Source organism: Shimia sp. (genome assembly GCF_041624275.1).
In the GTDB taxonomy this organism is placed as follows: Bacteria; Pseudomonadota; Alphaproteobacteria; order Rhodobacterales; family Rhodobacteraceae; genus Shimia.
In genome coordinates this window covers 23,650-40,179 of record NZ_JBFJVE010000004.1, presented here as the reverse complement: position 1 = coordinate 40,179, position 16,530 = coordinate 23,650, and the positions used below count along the sequence as shown (strand labels likewise).

Annotated in this window: 15 protein-coding genes, 1 tRNA gene and 1 riboswitch; of the genes, 9 read left to right on the top strand and 7 right to left on the bottom strand. The window is 67.1% G+C overall.

Translation table 11 applies throughout. The features are described 5' to 3' along the window. On the top strand, window positions 1-149 hold a 149-nt coding region (locus ABZD10_RS00880), incomplete at its 5' end, for a phosphoribosyl-ATP pyrophosphatase (RefSeq protein WP_372884212.1). A gap of 14 nt (window positions 150-163) precedes the next feature. On the opposite strand, the gene ABZD10_RS00875 is transcribed toward ABZD10_RS00880, so the two are convergent. Both ABZD10_RS00875 and rlmB read right to left on the bottom strand, forming a co-directional pair. Then, window positions 164-631, bottom strand: a complete 468-nt coding sequence (locus ABZD10_RS00875) for a CoA-binding protein (RefSeq protein WP_372884210.1) — start codon at window positions 629-631, stop codon at window positions 164-166. Between the two features lie 231 nt (window positions 632-862). Next, window positions 863-1,642: a 23S rRNA (guanosine(2251)-2'-O)-methyltransferase RlmB gene (rlmB, locus tag ABZD10_RS00870; RefSeq protein WP_372884209.1), complete on the bottom strand. Its 780-nt coding sequence runs from the start codon at window positions 1,640-1,642 to the stop codon at window positions 863-865. A 138-nt stretch (window positions 1,643-1,780) separates the two neighbouring features. Here rlmB and ABZD10_RS00865 point away from each other — a divergent pair. Next, window positions 1,781-1,864: transfer RNA gene (locus ABZD10_RS00865), tRNA-Tyr, on the top strand. A 139-nt stretch (window positions 1,865-2,003) separates the two neighbouring features. After that, complete coding sequence (locus tag ABZD10_RS00860; protein ID WP_372884208.1) at window positions 2,004-3,080, top strand: DUF2793 domain-containing protein; 1,077 nt, start codon at window positions 2,004-2,006, stop codon at window positions 3,078-3,080. A 70-nt stretch (window positions 3,081-3,150) separates the two neighbouring features. On the opposite strand, the gene ABZD10_RS00855 is transcribed toward ABZD10_RS00860, so the two are convergent. Next, window positions 3,151-4,494, bottom strand: coding sequence for a nitrate/nitrite transporter (locus ABZD10_RS00855; protein WP_372884207.1), 1,344 nt, complete (start codon window positions 4,492-4,494; stop codon window positions 3,151-3,153). A gap of 324 nt (window positions 4,495-4,818) precedes the next feature. Between ABZD10_RS00855 and ABZD10_RS00850 the strand changes: the two genes are divergently transcribed. Continuing rightward, window positions 4,819-5,097 (top strand): hypothetical protein, encoded by a 279-nt coding sequence (locus ABZD10_RS00850; RefSeq protein WP_372884206.1) that lies wholly within the window; start codon window positions 4,819-4,821, stop codon window positions 5,095-5,097. Window positions 5,098-5,200: 103 nt separating this feature from the next. On the opposite strand, the gene bluB is transcribed toward ABZD10_RS00850, so the two are convergent. Together bluB and ABZD10_RS00840 are read right to left on the bottom strand one after the other, a co-directional pair. Further along, window positions 5,201-5,986, bottom strand: coding sequence for a 5,6-dimethylbenzimidazole synthase (gene bluB / locus ABZD10_RS00845; protein WP_372884205.1), 786 nt, complete (start codon window positions 5,984-5,986; stop codon window positions 5,201-5,203). Between the two features lie 42 nt (window positions 5,987-6,028). Next, window positions 6,029-6,222, bottom strand: a riboswitch (cobalamin riboswitch). Window positions 6,223-6,341: 119 nt separating this feature from the next. Next, window positions 6,342-6,782 carry a hypothetical protein gene (locus ABZD10_RS00840; RefSeq protein WP_372884204.1) on the bottom strand — a complete coding sequence of 147 codons (441 nt, stop codon included), beginning with the start codon at window positions 6,780-6,782 and terminating at the stop codon, window positions 6,342-6,344. A gap of 121 nt (window positions 6,783-6,903) precedes the next feature. Here ABZD10_RS00840 and ABZD10_RS00835 point away from each other — a divergent pair, with 121 nt between their 5' ends. Both ABZD10_RS00835 and ABZD10_RS00830 read left to right on the top strand, forming a co-directional pair. Beyond that, window positions 6,904-7,917: a hypothetical protein gene (locus ABZD10_RS00835; RefSeq protein WP_372884203.1), complete on the top strand. Its 1,014-nt coding sequence runs from the start codon at window positions 6,904-6,906 to the stop codon at window positions 7,915-7,917. Window positions 7,918-8,056: 139 nt separating this feature from the next. Beyond that, a complete protein-coding gene (locus tag ABZD10_RS00830) occupies window positions 8,057-9,349 on the top strand; it encodes an O-acetylhomoserine aminocarboxypropyltransferase/cysteine synthase family protein (RefSeq protein ID WP_372884202.1) in 1,293 nt (430 codons plus the stop codon). Between the two features lie 99 nt (window positions 9,350-9,448). On the opposite strand, the gene ABZD10_RS00825 is transcribed toward ABZD10_RS00830, so the two are convergent. Next, window positions 9,449-10,144: an SIMPL domain-containing protein gene (locus ABZD10_RS00825; RefSeq protein ID WP_372884201.1), complete on the bottom strand. Its 696-nt coding sequence runs from the start codon at window positions 10,142-10,144 to the stop codon at window positions 9,449-9,451. A 165-nt stretch (window positions 10,145-10,309) separates the two neighbouring features. Here ABZD10_RS00825 and ABZD10_RS00820 point away from each other — a divergent pair, with 165 nt between their 5' ends. Then, the gene (locus tag ABZD10_RS00820; RefSeq protein ID WP_372884200.1) at window positions 10,310-12,853 is read left to right on the top strand and encodes a hypothetical protein; all 2,544 of its coding nucleotides are present in this window, start codon (window positions 10,310-10,312) and stop codon (window positions 12,851-12,853) included. A 69-nt stretch (window positions 12,854-12,922) separates the two neighbouring features. Here ABZD10_RS00820 and hppD read toward each other — a convergent pair whose 3' ends face one another. After that, window positions 12,923-14,023 carry a 4-hydroxyphenylpyruvate dioxygenase gene (gene hppD / locus ABZD10_RS00815; protein ID WP_372884199.1) on the bottom strand — a complete coding sequence of 367 codons (1,101 nt, stop codon included), beginning with the start codon at window positions 14,021-14,023 and terminating at the stop codon, window positions 12,923-12,925. Window positions 14,024-14,171: 148 nt separating this feature from the next. Here hppD and ABZD10_RS00810 point away from each other — a divergent pair, with 148 nt between their 5' ends. Together ABZD10_RS00810 and ABZD10_RS00805 are read left to right on the top strand one after the other, a co-directional pair. Next, on the top strand, window positions 14,172-14,627 hold the full coding sequence (locus tag ABZD10_RS00810; protein WP_372884198.1) for an Lrp/AsnC family transcriptional regulator: 456 nt from the start codon (window positions 14,172-14,174) through the stop codon (window positions 14,625-14,627). Window positions 14,628-14,643: 16 nt separating this feature from the next. Next, window positions 14,644-16,515, top strand: a complete 1,872-nt coding sequence (locus tag ABZD10_RS00805) for a monovalent cation:proton antiporter-2 (CPA2) family protein (RefSeq protein WP_372884197.1) — start codon at window positions 14,644-14,646, stop codon at window positions 16,513-16,515. Window positions 16,516-16,530: the final 15 nt, after the last annotated feature.

Sequence of the window (16,530 nt, the reverse complement as noted above, 5' to 3'; positions counted from 1 at the left end):
GGCTGATCTCGGAAAGCGCCGATGTGCTGTTTCACCTTCTGGTGATGCTGCAATCGCGCGGGGTGGCGCTGGACGAGGTTCTGGCAGAACTGGCCCGCCGCCAGGGCACCAGCGGTATTGCCGAGAAAGCGGCGCGCGATCCGTCCTGAGCCGCCTGCGCGGCTCAGAGCTTGGACGAGATCACCCCGGTGGCAAAGCCGCCCATGCGCAATTCGCCGAACAGGCGCTGATATTCGATCTTGGGGCAGCGGTTCTGGATCACGTCCAGCCCTCGCGCCTCGGCCTTGGCCGCAGCCTCGGCGTGTTCGACGCCGATCTGCATCCAGACCGCCTTCAGCCCCGGCAGCACCTCAAGCGCCTCGTCGACGATCGCCGGCACCGCCTCGGAGCGGCGGAAGATGTCGACCATATCGACCGGCACCGCGATCTCGGACAGGCTGGCAACCACTTTTTCGCCGAACAGCATCTTGCCGGCATGGCCGGGGTTGACCGGGATCACCCGGTAGCCCTTGAGCCCGAGATAGCGGGCCACGTAATAGCTGGGCCGCACCGGATTCATCGACACGCCGACCACGGCAACGGTCTTGCACTGGCGCAGCACCCTGCGCAGGAAATCGTCGGAATAGCTCATGCCGGCCACGCTAACCGCAGTTGCGGCAAGAAAAAAGCGCCCAAATAATTTTGGGCGCTCAAGTTACGGAACGAGGGACAGTGAAGAAAGAAACCAAAGTTCCGGTTCGGCCTCTTCAAAGCTCCAGATAGGCACGATCCGCCGCCGAAAAAGACCTGATGACATTCCTGTGAACGAATACCGTCCCGGCACGGCGGCCCGATGAGCAATTTCCCGCCGACCATCGCACCCTTAGCGCGGCAAGGAGGCATAAAGCGCCACAGCCGCGGCATTGGAGACGTTGAGCGAGCCGAAATCGCTGGCGAAATCGACACGCACCAGCGCGTCGCAGGTTTCCTTGGTTTTTTCGCGCAGTCCCGGCCCCTCGGCCCCCAGCACCAGCGCCACCGGGCGATCCCGACGCCCCTCGAGCGCCTGTTCGATGGTCGCCTCGGCGGTGCCGTCGAGCCCCAGCACCAGATAGCCCATGGCCTGAAGTTCGGTGATGGCATCCGACAGGTTGCGCAGCCGCAGGTAGGGCTGGCGTTCCAGTGCCCCGCTGGCGGTCTTGGCCAGGGCCCCGGTCTCGGGGGCGCTGTGATGGCGGGTGCCGATCACCGCCAGCGCGCCGAAGACCTCGGCCGAGCGCAGAATCGCCCCCACGTTATGCGGGTCTGTCACCCGGTCGAGCAGCAGCAGCCGTTGCGGCCGCTCGTCATCGGCGATCGCCACCTCGGCCAGGCGGCCCCAGTTCAGCGGCTTGACCTCGAGCGCCGCGCCCTGATGCACCGACTGGGCGTCTATCGGCACGTTGAACCTTCGCGGATCGGCCATTTCCGGCGTCATCCCCGAGGCGGCGATGGCCTCGGCCAGCTTGTCGGCGGCGTTCTTCGTGACCACCAGCCGCAGCTTCTCGCGGGCCGGATTCATCAGCGCGTCGCGCACCGCGTGCAGCCCGAAAAGCCACAGGGTTTCGGCCGCCGCCTTGCGTTTGCCCTGCTCTTTTTCGACCACCCATTTGGGTTTCTTCATGGCACCGATATCCTGTTTTTGATGGGGGTCCATCAATGCGATGCTTCGCGTTGAGCTGCAAGAGATTTTCTTGTTGACGCCCTCCACAAGGCACAGTAATCACCCCCTCACACCACGGCCGCAAGGCCAAGGGAAAGTGGGCGACAGGCCGCAAGGTGTGGCAGGGGACTGTAACTCCCTCGCGGAGACGCACGCCTGGTTCGATTCCAGGGTCGCCCACCACTTTCACCCCAGTTCAGGTTGATTTCTCGCGCATCGGCGCGGGCCGATGGCGTGGTTAACGCGGCGTGCGCGCGCTTCAGAAGATGTTCAGCCGCGCCCCGGAGCATGGGCGGCATTTCCAATCACACAGGAAAGCCGGATGTCCGAACGCTCGCCCAACCTGAACATGCCCTATCTGCAACCCGCGCAGGCGCAGAAACACGTCACCCACAACGAAGCATTGCAGCAGCTGGATGCGCTGGTGCAGATCACCGTGCAGGGCTTTGACGCCACGGTGCCGCCGGGGGCGCCGGCGAATGGCGAGCGACATGCGCTGGGGGCCGGCGCCACCGGCGCCTGGGCCGGTCAGGACGGCAGCCTGGCGTCCTGGGACGGCATCGCCTGGCAGTTCATCGCCCCGGGCGAGGGCTGGCAGGCCTGGGGCATCGGCGAAAGCGAACGGCGGGTCTTTACGGGCGGCGCCTGGAGCCGGCCGCCGGTGGCGCAGCTGGGCATCAACAGTGCCGCCAGCAGCACCAACCGGCTGACGCTGGCCTCGGAGGCGACGCTGCTCAGCCATGACGGCGGCGGCCATCAGGTCAAGATCAACAAGGCGGCGGCGGGCGAGACCGCCAGCCTGCTGTTTCAATCCGGCTGGACCGGCCATGCCGAGATGGGGCTGGCCGGCGACAACGACTGGCGGCTCAAGGTCTCGGCCGACGGCAGCAGCTGGACCGAGGCGCTGGTCATCGACCGCAGCAGCGGGCTGGCCAGCGGCGCGGCGGTGCAGAGCACGGCCGGCGACACCACGCCGGGCCGGCTGATGCGGGCCGATTTCGGCTATGGGCCGGGCAATCTGGTCGGCACCGTGGCACAGAGCGGCGGCATGCCGAGCGGCGCGGTGATGGAAACCGGCAGCAACGGCGATGGCGCCTATCTGCGCTGGGCCGACGGCACCCAGATCTGCTGGGGCGTGAAACCCCATGGCGCGCTGGACATCCAGAGCGCCGCGGGCGGCGGGTTCGGCTCGGCGGTGATCACCGAGAACTTTCCCCAGGTCTTCGCGGCGGCGCCGAGCGTGACCCTGTCGGTGGTCTGCACCAGCGGCGACCACGACGGCTGGGCGGCGCTGACCGGCTGCACGGCAAGCCAGTTTTCCCTGCAACACCTGAAGCTGTCGCCGACCGTATCGCAGGACCGCGAGCTGCATTTTCAGGCCGTCGGCCGCTGGTACTGACCGGCAGATGAAAAAAGGGGCCGGTCGCGGACCGGCCCCCTGTCTGTCGTTTCGGCCCCGCGGCTTCGGCTCAGTCGCGACCGGGGGTGGCGACCGGCGTGTCGGGCACGTCGGACAGGAATTTCTCGTCCGCCAGCCCCGGGATCCGGGCGCGCTCCATCCGGCGGATGGCGACATGCATCCAGACCGTGCTCAGCGCCACGATCAGGAACATCAGCATGAAGACCATCGACCAGACCTGGAAGGCGTCGAGCAGGATGCCGAAGGCGATCGGCAGGATGAAGCCGCCGAGGCCGCCGATCATGCCCACCAGACCACCGACCGCACCGACGTGATGCGGGTAATAGACCGGGATATGTTTGAACACCGCCGCCTTGCCCAGCGACATCACGAAGCCCAGCACCACCGACAGGAAGACGAAGAAATAAAGCGGGATGCCGAAGCTGAACTCGATGATGTTGGGCGTGCCGTCGGCATGGGGGATGCCGGTCACGCGGTAGGCGGTTTCGGGATAGCTCATGATGAACAGCACCACCATCGAGACGATGAAGGTGAGATACATGACGAATCGCGCGCCCCAGACATCCGACATCCAGCCCCCCAGCGCCCGGAAGACCGACCCCGGCAGCGAATAGAGGCCGGTGAAGACGCCGGCAGCGGCCAGCGACACGCCGTAGGCGCCGACGTAATAGCGCGGCAGGAAGGAGGCAAAGGCGACGAAGGCCCCGAAGACGAAGAAGTAATAGGTCGCGAAACGCCACACCCGGATGTCCTTCAGCGGCTCGAGCTGGCGCGCGGCCGAGACCGGCTTGGCGCCGGTGCGGCGTTGCTCCTGAACCACCGGGTCGGGCTTGGCGAAGACGTAGAAGATCACCGCCATCGCCACCAGCACCACCGCATAGATGCGGGCGGTGTCTTCCCAGCCGACGGCGATCACCAGGAAGGGCGCGGCGAAGTTGGTGACCGCGGCCCCGACGTTGCCGGCGCCGAAGATGCCCAGCGCGGTGCCCTGACGGTCGGCCTCGTACCAGCGCGACACATAGGCGACGCCGATGATGAACGAGCCCCCCGCCAGCCCGAGACCGAGCGCGATCAGCAGGAACACCTCGTAGGTCTGCACCGAGGCCAGCAGCCACACGGAGACGGCGGTAATCAACATCTGCAGGGGCAGCATGATCCGGCCACCGAACTGGTCGGTCCAGACCCCGAGGAACAGCCGGCTGAGCGAGCCGGTCAGAACCGGGGTCGCGACCAGAAGGCCGAACTGGGTTTCGCTCAGGCCCAGCTCCTGCTTGATCTTGACCCCGATGATGGAAAAGATCGTCCAGACCGCGAAACAGGTCGTAAAGGCCAGCGTGCTCAGCCCGAGGGCCCGATATTGGTCACCGCGTGTGACACCTTCCAAAGAATGCATTCTTTCTCCCCGTGATTTCGGCAACGGATTGCAGATTTAAGCCGAAAGCAAACAGGGAAAACCGGCCTGCGACGTTGACCTAAGTCAAGAAACGCGGGATGCGCCGGCAAAGCGCCCGCATTTAGGGCGGCCCGGGGCGCATTAGCACAAAAAACAGGCAACCCCTGCCCGGCCACTGACCGCCAGAAAGGCGCCCGGGCGCCGGCCGAGCGCTTGGTCGATCCTGTTTTTTCCGCCTTGGAACACCTATATTGACAGGGTCTCTCGCCTGTCTTGGGCCCCACGGGTTTGCGGCAGAGCGCGCGGGAATGAGGAGGCCCCGACATGACACAGGATCACGACACGCAGGATCACGACGCTTCGCTTTCCGGCATCCTTCGCCACTGGCTGCGGCGATTGGTGCGCGCGCTGGAAACCCATGATCCGGGCGCGGCTGCCAACGCCTATTTCTGCATGCGCGACGATGGCCAGATTCTGGTCGAAGTGGGAGACAATGGTTTCGAGCCCTGCCACGGCGGCAACGAAAGACATGTCAGCTTTGCCTTCAAGGCGGCCTGCCTTTCGGCCGGCGGCACGGTCAAGGGCGGCTGCATCTGCGACTGAGCCCCCGAAACAGGCCCGGTCCCTCGGGCAAGCGGCCCCCGCAACCGGAGCTGCGGGGGCCGGGGCGCGTCATGGGCGCCGGCCCCGGCCGGCAAGGCCGCCCTCAGGCCGGCTGGCCGGTGGCGAAATCGCCGCAATATCCCTCGGTCTCGATCCGCTCCTGATCGCGGGCCACCTGGGCCAGCAGGCTTTCGCCGTAGGCGTCGCTCGCCCCCTGTTCCCAGGCGTCGAAATTCACCACATCGGCCAGCGGCAGGCGGCGGCGCCAGCCGGCCGTCTGCAATTCGGGCCGGTCCTTGAAATGCGACACATGCCCCAGACAGACATAGGCCACCGGCACCACGTTGCGCGGCAGGCCGAGGATCTTTTTCAGATGCTTGTGATTGAAGATGCTGACCCAGCCCAGCCCCAGCCCTTCGGCCCGCGCCGCCAGCCACATGTTCTGCACCGCGCAGACGCTGCTGTAGACATCCATCACCGGCGCATGGGTGCGCCCGACCACCACCGGGCCGGCGCGGTCGCGGTCGCAGGTGATGCAGATGTTGATCGGCGATTCCATGATGCCTTCGAGCTTGAGCCCGCGATAGGTCTCGCGGCGCGCCTCTTCGAACATGTTGGCGGCCTCGTCATGGGCGGTCTGGAACAGGTCATGCACCTGCTGCTTGGTCTCTTCGGCGCGCACCACGACGAAGTTCCAAGGCTGCATGAAGCCCACCGAGGGCGCGTAATGCGCCGCCATCAGCACCCGGCTCAGCGCCGCTTCCGACACCGGGTCGGGCAGGAACTGGCCGCGCACGTCGCGGCGGTTGAAAATCGTCTTGTAAAGCGCTTCGCGCTCGGCATCGGCAAAGCGGTGCGCGGTGGCGATCTCTGTCGCAGTCTGGTCCATGGTATTCCCCTTCATGGCAACCGGCCGCCCTGATTTCCAGACAGGGGGCTATGCTTTCCAGGCCGGTCTTCTGACTCGGGTTCGTCCCCGCCGCGCGCCTTCCCGGGGTCTCCCCCAGTGGTAAATGCGCGGCCGGTCCCCCTTACAGCGTTGGGCACGTGGCAGAGTCTCACTGCCTTCCCGATTCTCCCCTCGCGCCGGGCGGCGGTCGGGGCACCTGAAAAGAGTTGTGGTGCCGGACCCGGGCCCGGCGGGTTTTTCCTAGTCGAGCGGCGCGGCGAAATCAAACCGCTTTGCGGCATGGCGCACTGCGTTCGCGGCACCGCAGGCCCGCGCCGCTGCCCTGCGCCGCGCCTCAGGGGGTCATGACATTGGCGCGCTGAAAGCTTTCCCCGGCGCGGGCGAGATCGTCATAGAGCAGTTCCACCGCCACCGTTTCGATCGAACCCAGCGGATATTCCAGATAGACCGTCGCCTCGGGCGGCACCGCCATGGCGTTGGCTGGGTCGCAGTCGGGCATGTCAAAGCGCTGCATCTCGCCGCCGTTGACCGCGAAGCTGACCTCGTAGAGACCGCAGCGCCAGGCCAGGAGGTGGGTGAAATACAACAGGTCCATTCCGTTGAATTCGCGCACCGCGATCCAGTTGCCCTTGGTGGCCTCGAGAATCGGCCGCACCTCGCCGGCGGTCAGGAACTTGCCGGTGGGGGTCTGGTCCTCGGCGACGCGGGTCTCTTCGGCCAGCCCTGCCCCGGCGGCCACCGCCAGCGCAAGGACCATGGTCGTCACTCTGTTCATCTGCGTTCCTCCTTGGTCGATAACTCGGCCGCCGTGCGCATCAGCGGTCATTCCCGGCTTTTGCGGGCGACGCCCTGCGCCTATAGTCGCGGCAAGAGCATGGTGCAGGGCAGGACATCAAATGGCAAGCAAAGCGGCGAAACCGCCGGTGACACCGGATTTCAACATCGTGATCGTCGGCCAGTCGGGCCGGCTGCAATACGAGGCGATCCTGTTCGCCGCCTCGCTGCGCGCCCATTCTCCGGGCTTTTCCGGGCGGCTCTTCGTCGCCGAGCCGCAACCGGGGCCGGCCTGGGCCGCGGATCCGCGCATGCGCCCCGACGACGTGCGGGCGACGCTGGAGAGGCTGGGCGCCGAGATCCTGCCCTTCGACAACCGCCTGTTCGGCCAGTCCTATCCGCATGGCAACAAGATCGAGGCGCTGATGGCCCTGCCCGAGGGCGAGCCCTTCGTGTTCTTTGACAGCGACACGCTGGTCACCGGCGATCTGACCTCGGTGCCCTTCGATTTCGACACCCCCAGCGCCTCGCGCCGGGTCACCGGCACCTGGCCCAAGATCGAGCTTTACGGCCCCGGCTATACGCAGACCTGGAAGGCGCTTTATGACCGTTTCGGGCTGGATTTCGAAAGCTCGCTCGACCTTGGCCAGCCGGATGAGTTCTGGCGCCGCTATCTCTATTTCAATGCCGGGTTCTTCTATTACCGCTGCCCGCATGAATTCGGCGCGCGATACGGTGACTATGCCGGCGACATCCTGCGCGATCCGCCGCCCGAGCTGGTCTGCCAGTCGCTCGATCCCTGGCTCGACCAGGTGGCGCTGCCGCTGGTGATCCATTCCTTCGGCGGCCGGCGCGACGCCCTGCCCGAGGGGCTGCTGGACGGCGAGATCACCTGCCACTACCGGCTGCTACCGCTGCTTTCCGCGCGCGAAAGCGACCGCGTCGTCGAGGTGCTGGAAGAGGTCGCGGCCCCGAACAAGATCAAGAAGGTGCTGAAACAATACGAGCCGATGAAGCGGATGATCTATCAGGGGCGCGGCCACAAGGTGCGGGCCCTGTTCGACCGCGACAACCTGCCGCGCCGGGAACAGGCGATCCGCAACACCATCAAGCGCAACGGGTTCTGGATGCGCTGAAGGCCCCGCGCGGCCGGGTCCGGGGCCGGGCTGCGCCGGGCCACGCGGCCGCAACCGCCCGCTTTGGCCACCAAACGCGTTGCGCAGCCCCCGGGCAGGCCCTAAACCTTTTGCCAGCATATTTTCAGGGAGACCCACCATGTCCGACAGCCCCGCCTTTGGCTTTGATACCCTACAGATCCACGCCGGCGCCCGGCCCGACCCGGCCACCGGCGCGCGGCAGACGCCGATCTACCAGACCACGGCCTATGTGTTCCGCGACGCTGAACATGCGGCGGCTTTGTTCAACCTGCAGGAAGTCGGCTATATCTACTCGCGGCTGACCAACCCCACCGTCGCGGTGCTGCAGGAACGCATCGCCACGCTCGAAGGCGGTGTCGGCGCGGTCTGCTGTTCCTCGGGTCACGCGGCGCAGATCATGGCGCTGTTCCCGCTGATGGGGCCGGGCACCAATGTGGTGGCCTCGACCCGGCTTTACGGCGGCACCATCACCCAGTTCAGCCAGACCATCAAACGCTTTGGCTGGTCGGCGAAATTCGTCGATTTCGATGACGAGGCGGCGGTGGCCGAGGCCATCGACGACAACACCCGCGCCGTGTTCTGCGAATCGATCGCCAACCCGGGCGGCTATATCACCGACATTCCGGCCATCGCCGCCATTGCCGACAAGGCCGGCGTGCCGCTGATCGTCGACAACACCTCGGCCACGCCCTATCTGTGCAACCCGATCGCGCTGGGCGCGACGCTGGTGGTGCATTCGACCACCAAATACCTGACCGGCAACGGCACCGTGACCGGCGGCTGCATCGTCGACTCGGGCAAGTTTGACTGGTCGGCCAGCGACAAGTTCCCGTCGCTCTCGGCGCCGGAGCCGGCCTATCACGGGCTCAAGTTCCACGAAACCTTTGGCCCGCTGGCCTTTACCTTCCACGGCATCGCCATCGGGCTGCGCGATCTCGGCATGACCATGAACCCGCAGGCGGCGCATTACACGCTGATGGGGATCGAGACCCTGTCGCTGCGCATGCAGCGCCACGTGGCCAATGCCATGGATGTCGCGGCCTGGCTGGAGACCCATGAACATGTGGCGGGCGTGACCTATGCCGGCCTGCCCTCGTCGCCCTATAACGGGCGCGTCGAAACCGTCTGCCCCAAGGGCGCCGGGGCGCTGTTCACCGTGGCGCTGAAGGGCGGCTATGACGCCTGCGTCAAATTCGTCGACAGCCTCGAGATCTTCAGCCATGTGGCCAACCTCGGCGACACCCGCTCGCTGGTGATCCACTCGGCCTCGACCACCCACCGCCAGCTCAGCCCCGAGCAGCAGAAGGCCGCCGGCGCCAGCCCCGAGGTGGTGCGGATCTCGATCGGCATCGAGGACACCGCCGATCTCAAGGCGGATCTCGACCAGGCACTGAACAAGGCGCACGGCTGAACCATCGCCCGCCGCTAGCAGGAAAACCGCGCCACAGGGCGCGGTTTTTTTTCGAGTATTTGAGAAGAGATCAAGCCGGGGGCGGGATTTGTCCGGCCGCTAGTCGATGATCTCGAAGACCATGGTCACCGATGCGGAGAGGCCGAGTTCGCCTTCGGCGATCGGCATCGCCATATCGGCGCTGGCGGTGCGGGCCATGAGCATCGGCTGCGGCAAGGCGGTGGCGGCATCGCTGATCGAGACCAGGGCGCCGAGCCCGACACCGGCGGCCTCGGCGTAGAGCGCGGCGCGGGCGCGGCCGTCGGCCACCGCCAGGCGCCGCGCCTCGTCGATCGCCGGGGCCGGATCCTGCAGTGCGAAATGCAGCCCCCGGAAACGGTTGCCCCCCTCATCGGTGACGCGCCCGAGCAGCTCTGGCAGGCGCGACAGGTCGCGCAGCCTGACGGTGACCTCGTTCCGGGCCTGAAAGCCGATGATCTCGGGGGCGCCGGCGCCCTGGCTGCGATGGTTGCGCAGCGGCGACAGGCTGAGCGTGCTGGTGCGCAGATCGCGCGGCGCGACGCCGATCTCGGCCAGCGCCGTCAGCAGCGCCTCGGAGCCGGCGGCCACCCGCGCCACCGCCGCGCCGGCGCTCGGCGCCTCATGCTCGACCCCGAGGGTGATCACCGCCATGTCGGGCACCCGCTCGACCCGGCCTTCGCCGCTGACCGTGATCTGCCCGCCCGTTGCCGTCCCGGCCGCCAGGGCCGCGCCCGCGCAGAGGGCCAAGGCCCTCAGGTGCTTCAGAAAATTCATTGCTTGCCTCATTGATGGATCAGGGATCGACGGCAGGGTATCACGCCCGCCCGGCAGAATTGAAAACCGCTTGGTGTTTTTCTTCCTTTCGGCAGGAACCTGCTATAAAATCCCCAAATTGAGAAGAGCGTTCGATTTTCGATCCACGAGTGTTAGAGCCTAAGCATGAAGCCAACCATTGCTCTGTCCCTGTCCTTTGAGGGCATAGGTCTCTTGTGCCGTGTGCGCGAAGGCTGGCATCTCATCGGCGAGGTGCCGCTGGGCGCCGAGGATCTGGCGGCCGATCTGCAAGCCCTGCGGGACATGGCCGAGCAGAGCGAGGGGGCCGATTTCCGCAGCAAGCTGGTGCTGCCCAACGACCAGATCAAGTATCTTGCGCTGGACACCGGGCGCCTGTCGCGGTCGCGGCGCGAGGCGGCGGCGGTGGCGGCGCTGGAAGAGAGCACCCCCTATCAGGCGCAGGATCTGGCCTATGATATCGTCGCCAAGGGGCGCATCACCCATGTCGCGGCGGTGGCGCGCGAAACCCTGGCCGAGGCCGAGGCCTTTGCCGTCGAACATGCCTTCAACCCGCTGTGCTTCGTCGCCATTCCGCCCGAGGGCGAGTTTCCGGGCGAGCCGGTCTTCGGCCTGACCGAGGCGGCCAAGACCCTGCTGAACGGGGCGACGCTGGAGCAGGACACGGCGGTGATCCGGATCACCGGAAGCGGCCCGCTTGCGGCGCAGGCCGAGCTGGACCTCGAGGCGGCCCCAGAAGAGCCGCGGCCCGCGCCGGCCGAACCCGCTAGCGCCGCGCCGGCCGCACAGGTCCGCGAAGATACTGCCGCGCCCGAGACGGCACAAAAGGCCGCCGAGAGCGCCTGCGATGCGACAGCAAAGAACGGGCGCGCCGCGTCGGGAACGCCTCCCGAGGCCCGGCCCGAGACCCGGCAAGAGAACTGGCCAGAGAACCAGCCAGAGACGCTGCCGGAAATGAGCCCCGAGACGGCGCCCGGGGCCGCCCCGGAAGCGCCGCAGCCGGAAACCGCCGCCGCGGAGGCGACCGAGGCGCCGGTCTCGGCCTTTTCCAGCATCCGCGCCCGCCGCGACGACGGCGGCACGCCCGCAGCCACCACCCTCGGCGCTGCCGAACGCAGCGTGGCCGGCACCAATGCGCCCGGGCTTCCGGCGGCAACGCTGCCCCGCACACCGCATTCCGAGGCGCCGCTGCATTTCGACCCGGCCTCGGTGATTGCGGGGCTGCGATCCTCGCCCGAGCCGGACGAGCCCGAAGCGGCGGAAACCGCCGGCAACGGGCGGGCATCGAAATCCTTTTTCAGCCGCCACCGTGGCAAGGCCGACAAGGCCGGCAAGCCCGAGGCCACCGCTGCCGCCGAGACGCACAAGGAGGCCGCCCCGCCCCAGAGCGAACGCCACCGGCTGACCATGTTCGGCGCCCGCGACGGCGCGGTGCGCGGCAAGCCCCGGCATCTGGGGCTGGTGCTGACCCTGATCCTGCTGGCGTTTCTTGCCGGGGTGGCGCTCTGGGCCTCGCTGTTCCTCGACGAGGGGCTGGCCGGGCTGCTGCGCCGCGAGCCGGTGCCGCAGATCGCCGAGCTCGAGGTCGAGAGCACCCAGATCGAGGCCGAGGCGGTGGAGACCGCCGCGCTGGCCCCGGTGGGGGCCGACTCGGTCACCGACAGCGCCGAGATCGAGGCGCTGGAAGAGGCCGCCGAAGAGCTGATCGACAGCGCCGAAATCGAGGCCGAGACCGACATCATCCACCCCTCGGCCCTGTCCGAGATCGAGGCCGAGGCGCGCTATGCGGTGACCGGCATCTGGCAGCGCGCACCGCACCAGTCCGAGACCCCGCCGCTGGACAGCACCGACACGCTCTACGTGACCTCGATCGACCGCCTGCTGGCGACCCGCGACGCAGTGGCGCTGACCGAGACGCGGCTGCATGCGCGGCAGGACCAGCCGATGGCGCGGCCCAACAACCCGCCGCCGGCGGGCACGCGATTCGAGTTGGACGCGAACGGGCTGGTGCAGGCCCGGCCCGAGGGCGCGATGGCGCCGAGCGGGGTCATGGTCTATCTCGGCCGCCCCGCCGCCCTGCCCGGCAGCTTCCCCGAGCGGCAGCCGGCACCGGGCCTGAGCTTTACCCCGGAAACCATCGCCCTGTTTGCCCGCAAGCGGCCCCGTGCCCGGCCCGACGGCCTGATCGAGAGCAACCAGCGTGCCAGCTACGGCGGGCGCACCCTGACCGAACTGGCCAGCCTCAGGCCGCGTCCGCGCCCGGCGCTGTCCAAGGCCGAGGAAGAGAAGGAAACCACCCCGACCGAGGCCGCGGTGCTGACGTCGGCCCGGCCGCGATCACGGCCCGATGATTTCGCCCAGACCGTCGCCAGCGCGACCCCCCGCGACCCGGTGACCGCGACCCCGGCAGCGGCGGCGGCAGTGGCCGTGGCCCCGTCGATCCCCTCGAGCGCCTCGGTGGCGCGGCAGGCGACGATCCAGAACGCCATCAGCCTCAACAAGATCAGCCTGATCGGCGTCTATGGCACCACCTCGAGCCGGCGCGCGCTGGTGCGCCTGTCCAACGGGCGGTTCAAGAAGGTGCAGGTCGGAGACCGCATCGACGGCGGCGAGGTGGCAGCGATCAGCGACACCGAGCTGCGCTATGTGAAATCGGGCAAGAACGTGGTGCTGAAGATGCCCAAGGGCTGAGGCCCCGGCGACCGCACCGACACCCCCGCCCCGCAGCAGCCTGGCGCGCCCGGAGGCAGGCCGGCCAGCCTAGTCGCCACCCCTGATCTCGCCGCTGGCGATCTGTTCGCGTTCGATGGATTCGAACAGCGCCTTGAAATTGCCCTCGCCGAAACCGTCGTCGCCCTTGCGCTGGATGAACTCGAAAAAGATCGGCCCGATCACCGTGCGCGAGAAGATCTGCAGCAGGATCCGGGTCTCGCCGCCATCGACCACGCCTTCGCCGTCGATCAGGATGCCGTGTTTCATCATCCTCCCGAGCGGTTCGTCATGGCCCCGCACCCGCGTGCGGCTGAGCTCGTAATAGGTGGCATTGGGCCCCGGCATGAATTCGAGCCCCTTGGCGGCGATCCGGTCGGTGGCCTCATAGATGTCGTCGCAGCCCAGAGCGATGTGCTGGATGCCCTCGCCCTTGTATTTCTTCAGGTAGGAGACGATCTGCCCGGTCTCGCCGCGATCCTCGTTGATCGGGATGCGGATCCGGCCGTCGGGCGAGGTCAGGGCGCGGCTCAGCAGGCCGGTATACTTGCCCTCGATGTCGAAAAAGCGGATCTGGCGAAAGTTGAACAGGTCGCAATAGAACTTGAACCACCTGTCCATGTTGCCCTTGAACACATTGTGGGTGAGGTGGTCGAGATAGTAGAACCCGTCGCCTGCCGGTTTGGCCGGGCCGACATAGTCGAATTCAGCCGCATAGGGATCGGCCGCTTCGCCATAGCAATCGACGAAATAGAGCAGCGCCCCGCCGATGCCGACGATCGCCGGCACGTCAAGGCATTTGCCATCGCCCCGGTATTCCTCGGCGCCTTTGGACAGCGCATGCCGCAAGGCCGCTTCGGCATCCACCACCCGCCAGGCCATGGAGGGGGCACAGGGGCCGTGCTGCGCGCTGAACCGGGCGGCGAAACTGTCCGTCTCAGCGTTCAGCACATAGGTCACATCGCCCTGCTGCCAAAGCTCGACCGCCTGCGATTTGTGGCGGGCGGTCAGCGCAAAGCCCATGCGGGCAAAGAGATCGCGCAGCGCCTGCGGATCGGGATGGGCGAATTCGACGAATTCGAACCCGTCGGTGCCGGCGGGGTTCTGCGGCGATATGGTGGCTTTCGGGGCCTGATGGGGAAAGGGGCCCATGGCGCGTCTCCTATACTCGGGAAGTCCGGCTGTTCGCTGTGCCCATTATAGCTTGCCGCGGCCGGGAAATCTGCGCAAACTTTAAGGAAATCCAGCCGATGCCCGCGAAAAACGCGCGGCTTGTGTGCCTTTGACGCGGAGACCTCGCATGCTCGACGAGATGGACAAACGCCTGCTGGCCGCCCTGCAGGGCAATGCCCACCTGACGGCGCAGGAACTGGGGGCCATACTCAACCTGTCGCCCAGCCAGGCCGGGCGGCGGCGCCAGCGGCTCGAGGCCGAGGGCTATATCCAGGGCTATGCGGCGCGGCTTGATGCCGGCAAGCTGGGGCTGACGGTGCAGGCCTTCATCCAGGTCACGCTGGGGGTGCACGGCCCGGAACACGGGCGCGGTTTTGTCTCCATGGTCTCGACCCGCCCCGAGGTGATCTGCGCCTGGACCCTGACCGGGGATGCGGATTACCTGCTGCGCGTCTATTGTGACGATCTGAGCGCGCTGAACCGGCTGATTCACGACATCCTGCTGCCGCATCCGGCGGTCAGCCGGGTGCAGAGCCAGATCGTCATGGACCAGTTCAAACGCGACGCGCCCCTGCCGACCTGACCAGAAGGACCAGACCATGGACGGAGTACTATTTCAGGCGACCGTGTTCCTGCTGGCGGCGGTGATCGCGGTGCCGATCGCGGCCCGGCTCGGCATGGGCTCGGTGCTGGGCTACCTGCTGGCCGGGGTGGTGATCGGGCCGGTGCTGGGGCTGATCGAACAGCCCGAGGACCTGCTGCACTACGCCGAGTTCGGGGTGGTGATGATGCTGTTCCTGATCGGGCTCGAGCTGGATCCGCGCGCGCTCTGGGCGATGCGCAAGAAACTGCTGGGGCTGGGCGGGATGCAGATCCTGCTGACCGGCGCCGCGGTGCTGGTCGGGGCGCTCTATCTCGGCTATCCGCTGGCGATGTCGCTGGCGCTGGGGATGATCCTTGCCCTGTCCTCGACCGCGATCGTGCTGCAGACCCTGTCCGAGAAGAAACTGATGCAGACCGGCGGCGGGCGGGCCTCGTTCTCGGTGCTGCTGGCCCAGGACATCGCGGTGATCCCGATGCTGGCGATCCTGCCGCTGATGGCGATGGCACCGACGATGCAGATCGCCGCCGACGGTTCGATCCGCAAGGTCGCGCAGGAGGCCGGCCACGGCAGCCTGTCGCTGGTCGAGGGGCTGCCCGGCTGGGGGGTGACGCTGGTCACGCTCTCGGCGGTGGGGATGGTGATCCTGGCCGGTCTCTACCTGATCCCGCCGGTGTTCCGTTTCATTCATGGCGCCCGGCTGCGCGAGATGTATACCGCTTTTGCGCTGCTGATCGTGGTCGGCATCGCCTTTCTGATGATGCTGGTCGGCCTGTCGCCGGCGCTTGGCACCTTCCTGGCCGGGGTGCTGCTGGCCAACTCCGAGTTCCGCCACGAGCTGGAAAGCGACATCCAGCCCTTCAAGGGGCTGCTGCTGGGCCTGTTCTTCATCACCGTCGGCGCCCAGATCGACTTTGCCGGGTTCTTCGCCGACCCGGTGCCGATCCTGTCGCTGACCCTGGCGCTGATGCTGACCAAGGGCGCCATCCTCTTCGTGCTGGGCTGGGTCTTCGGCCTGCGCGGCCGCGACCAGATGCTGTTCACGCTGGGCCTGGCCCAGGCCGGGGAATTCGGCTTCGTGCTGATTTCCTTCTCGCTGCAACAGCATGTGCTGCCCGCGCCACTGGCCGAACAGCTGATGCTGATCGTCGCCCTGTCGATGCTGATCACGCCGCTGCTGTTCATCCTCTACGAGGTGCTGTCGCGGCGCATCAAGGACAGCGACGGCGACCGCCCGCCCTCGGACGAGATCGACGAAAGGGGGCCGGTGATCATCGTCGGCATCGGCCGTTTCGGCCAGATCGTCAACCGGCTGGTGCGTTCGGTCGGGGTCAAGACCATCGTGCTCGACCATGACATGCGGGCCATCGAGCTGATGCGGCGTTTCGGCGTGCGCGGCTTTTTCGGCGATCCGACCCGCCCCGAGCTGCTGCATGCCGCCGGTCTGGCCGAGGCCAGCGTGCTGGTGATCACCATCAACGACCCTGCGGCGGCGGTCAACCTGGTGCGCCATGCCCGCCGCGAACGCCCGGACCTGCATATCGTGGTGCGGGCCCACGACCGCCACCATGTCTATCAGCTATACCAGGCCGGGGCCGACGACATCGTGCGCGAATTGTTCGATTCCTCGCTGCGCGCCGGGCGCTACGTGCTGGAGAACATCGGTCTCAGCGAATACGAGGCGGCACGGGCCGAACAGGCGTTTTTCAAACATGACCGCTATGCGATCCGGGAACTGGCCGCGGTGTGGAAAGCGGATCTGCCGGTGGAGAAGAACCCGGCCTATATCGCCCGCTCCAAGGAGCTCGAGAAGGAGCTTGAACTGTCGCTGCTGGCGGCGCTGGAGAGCGGGGGCGAGGAGACCGGCTGAGCGGCCGGCCCTTGG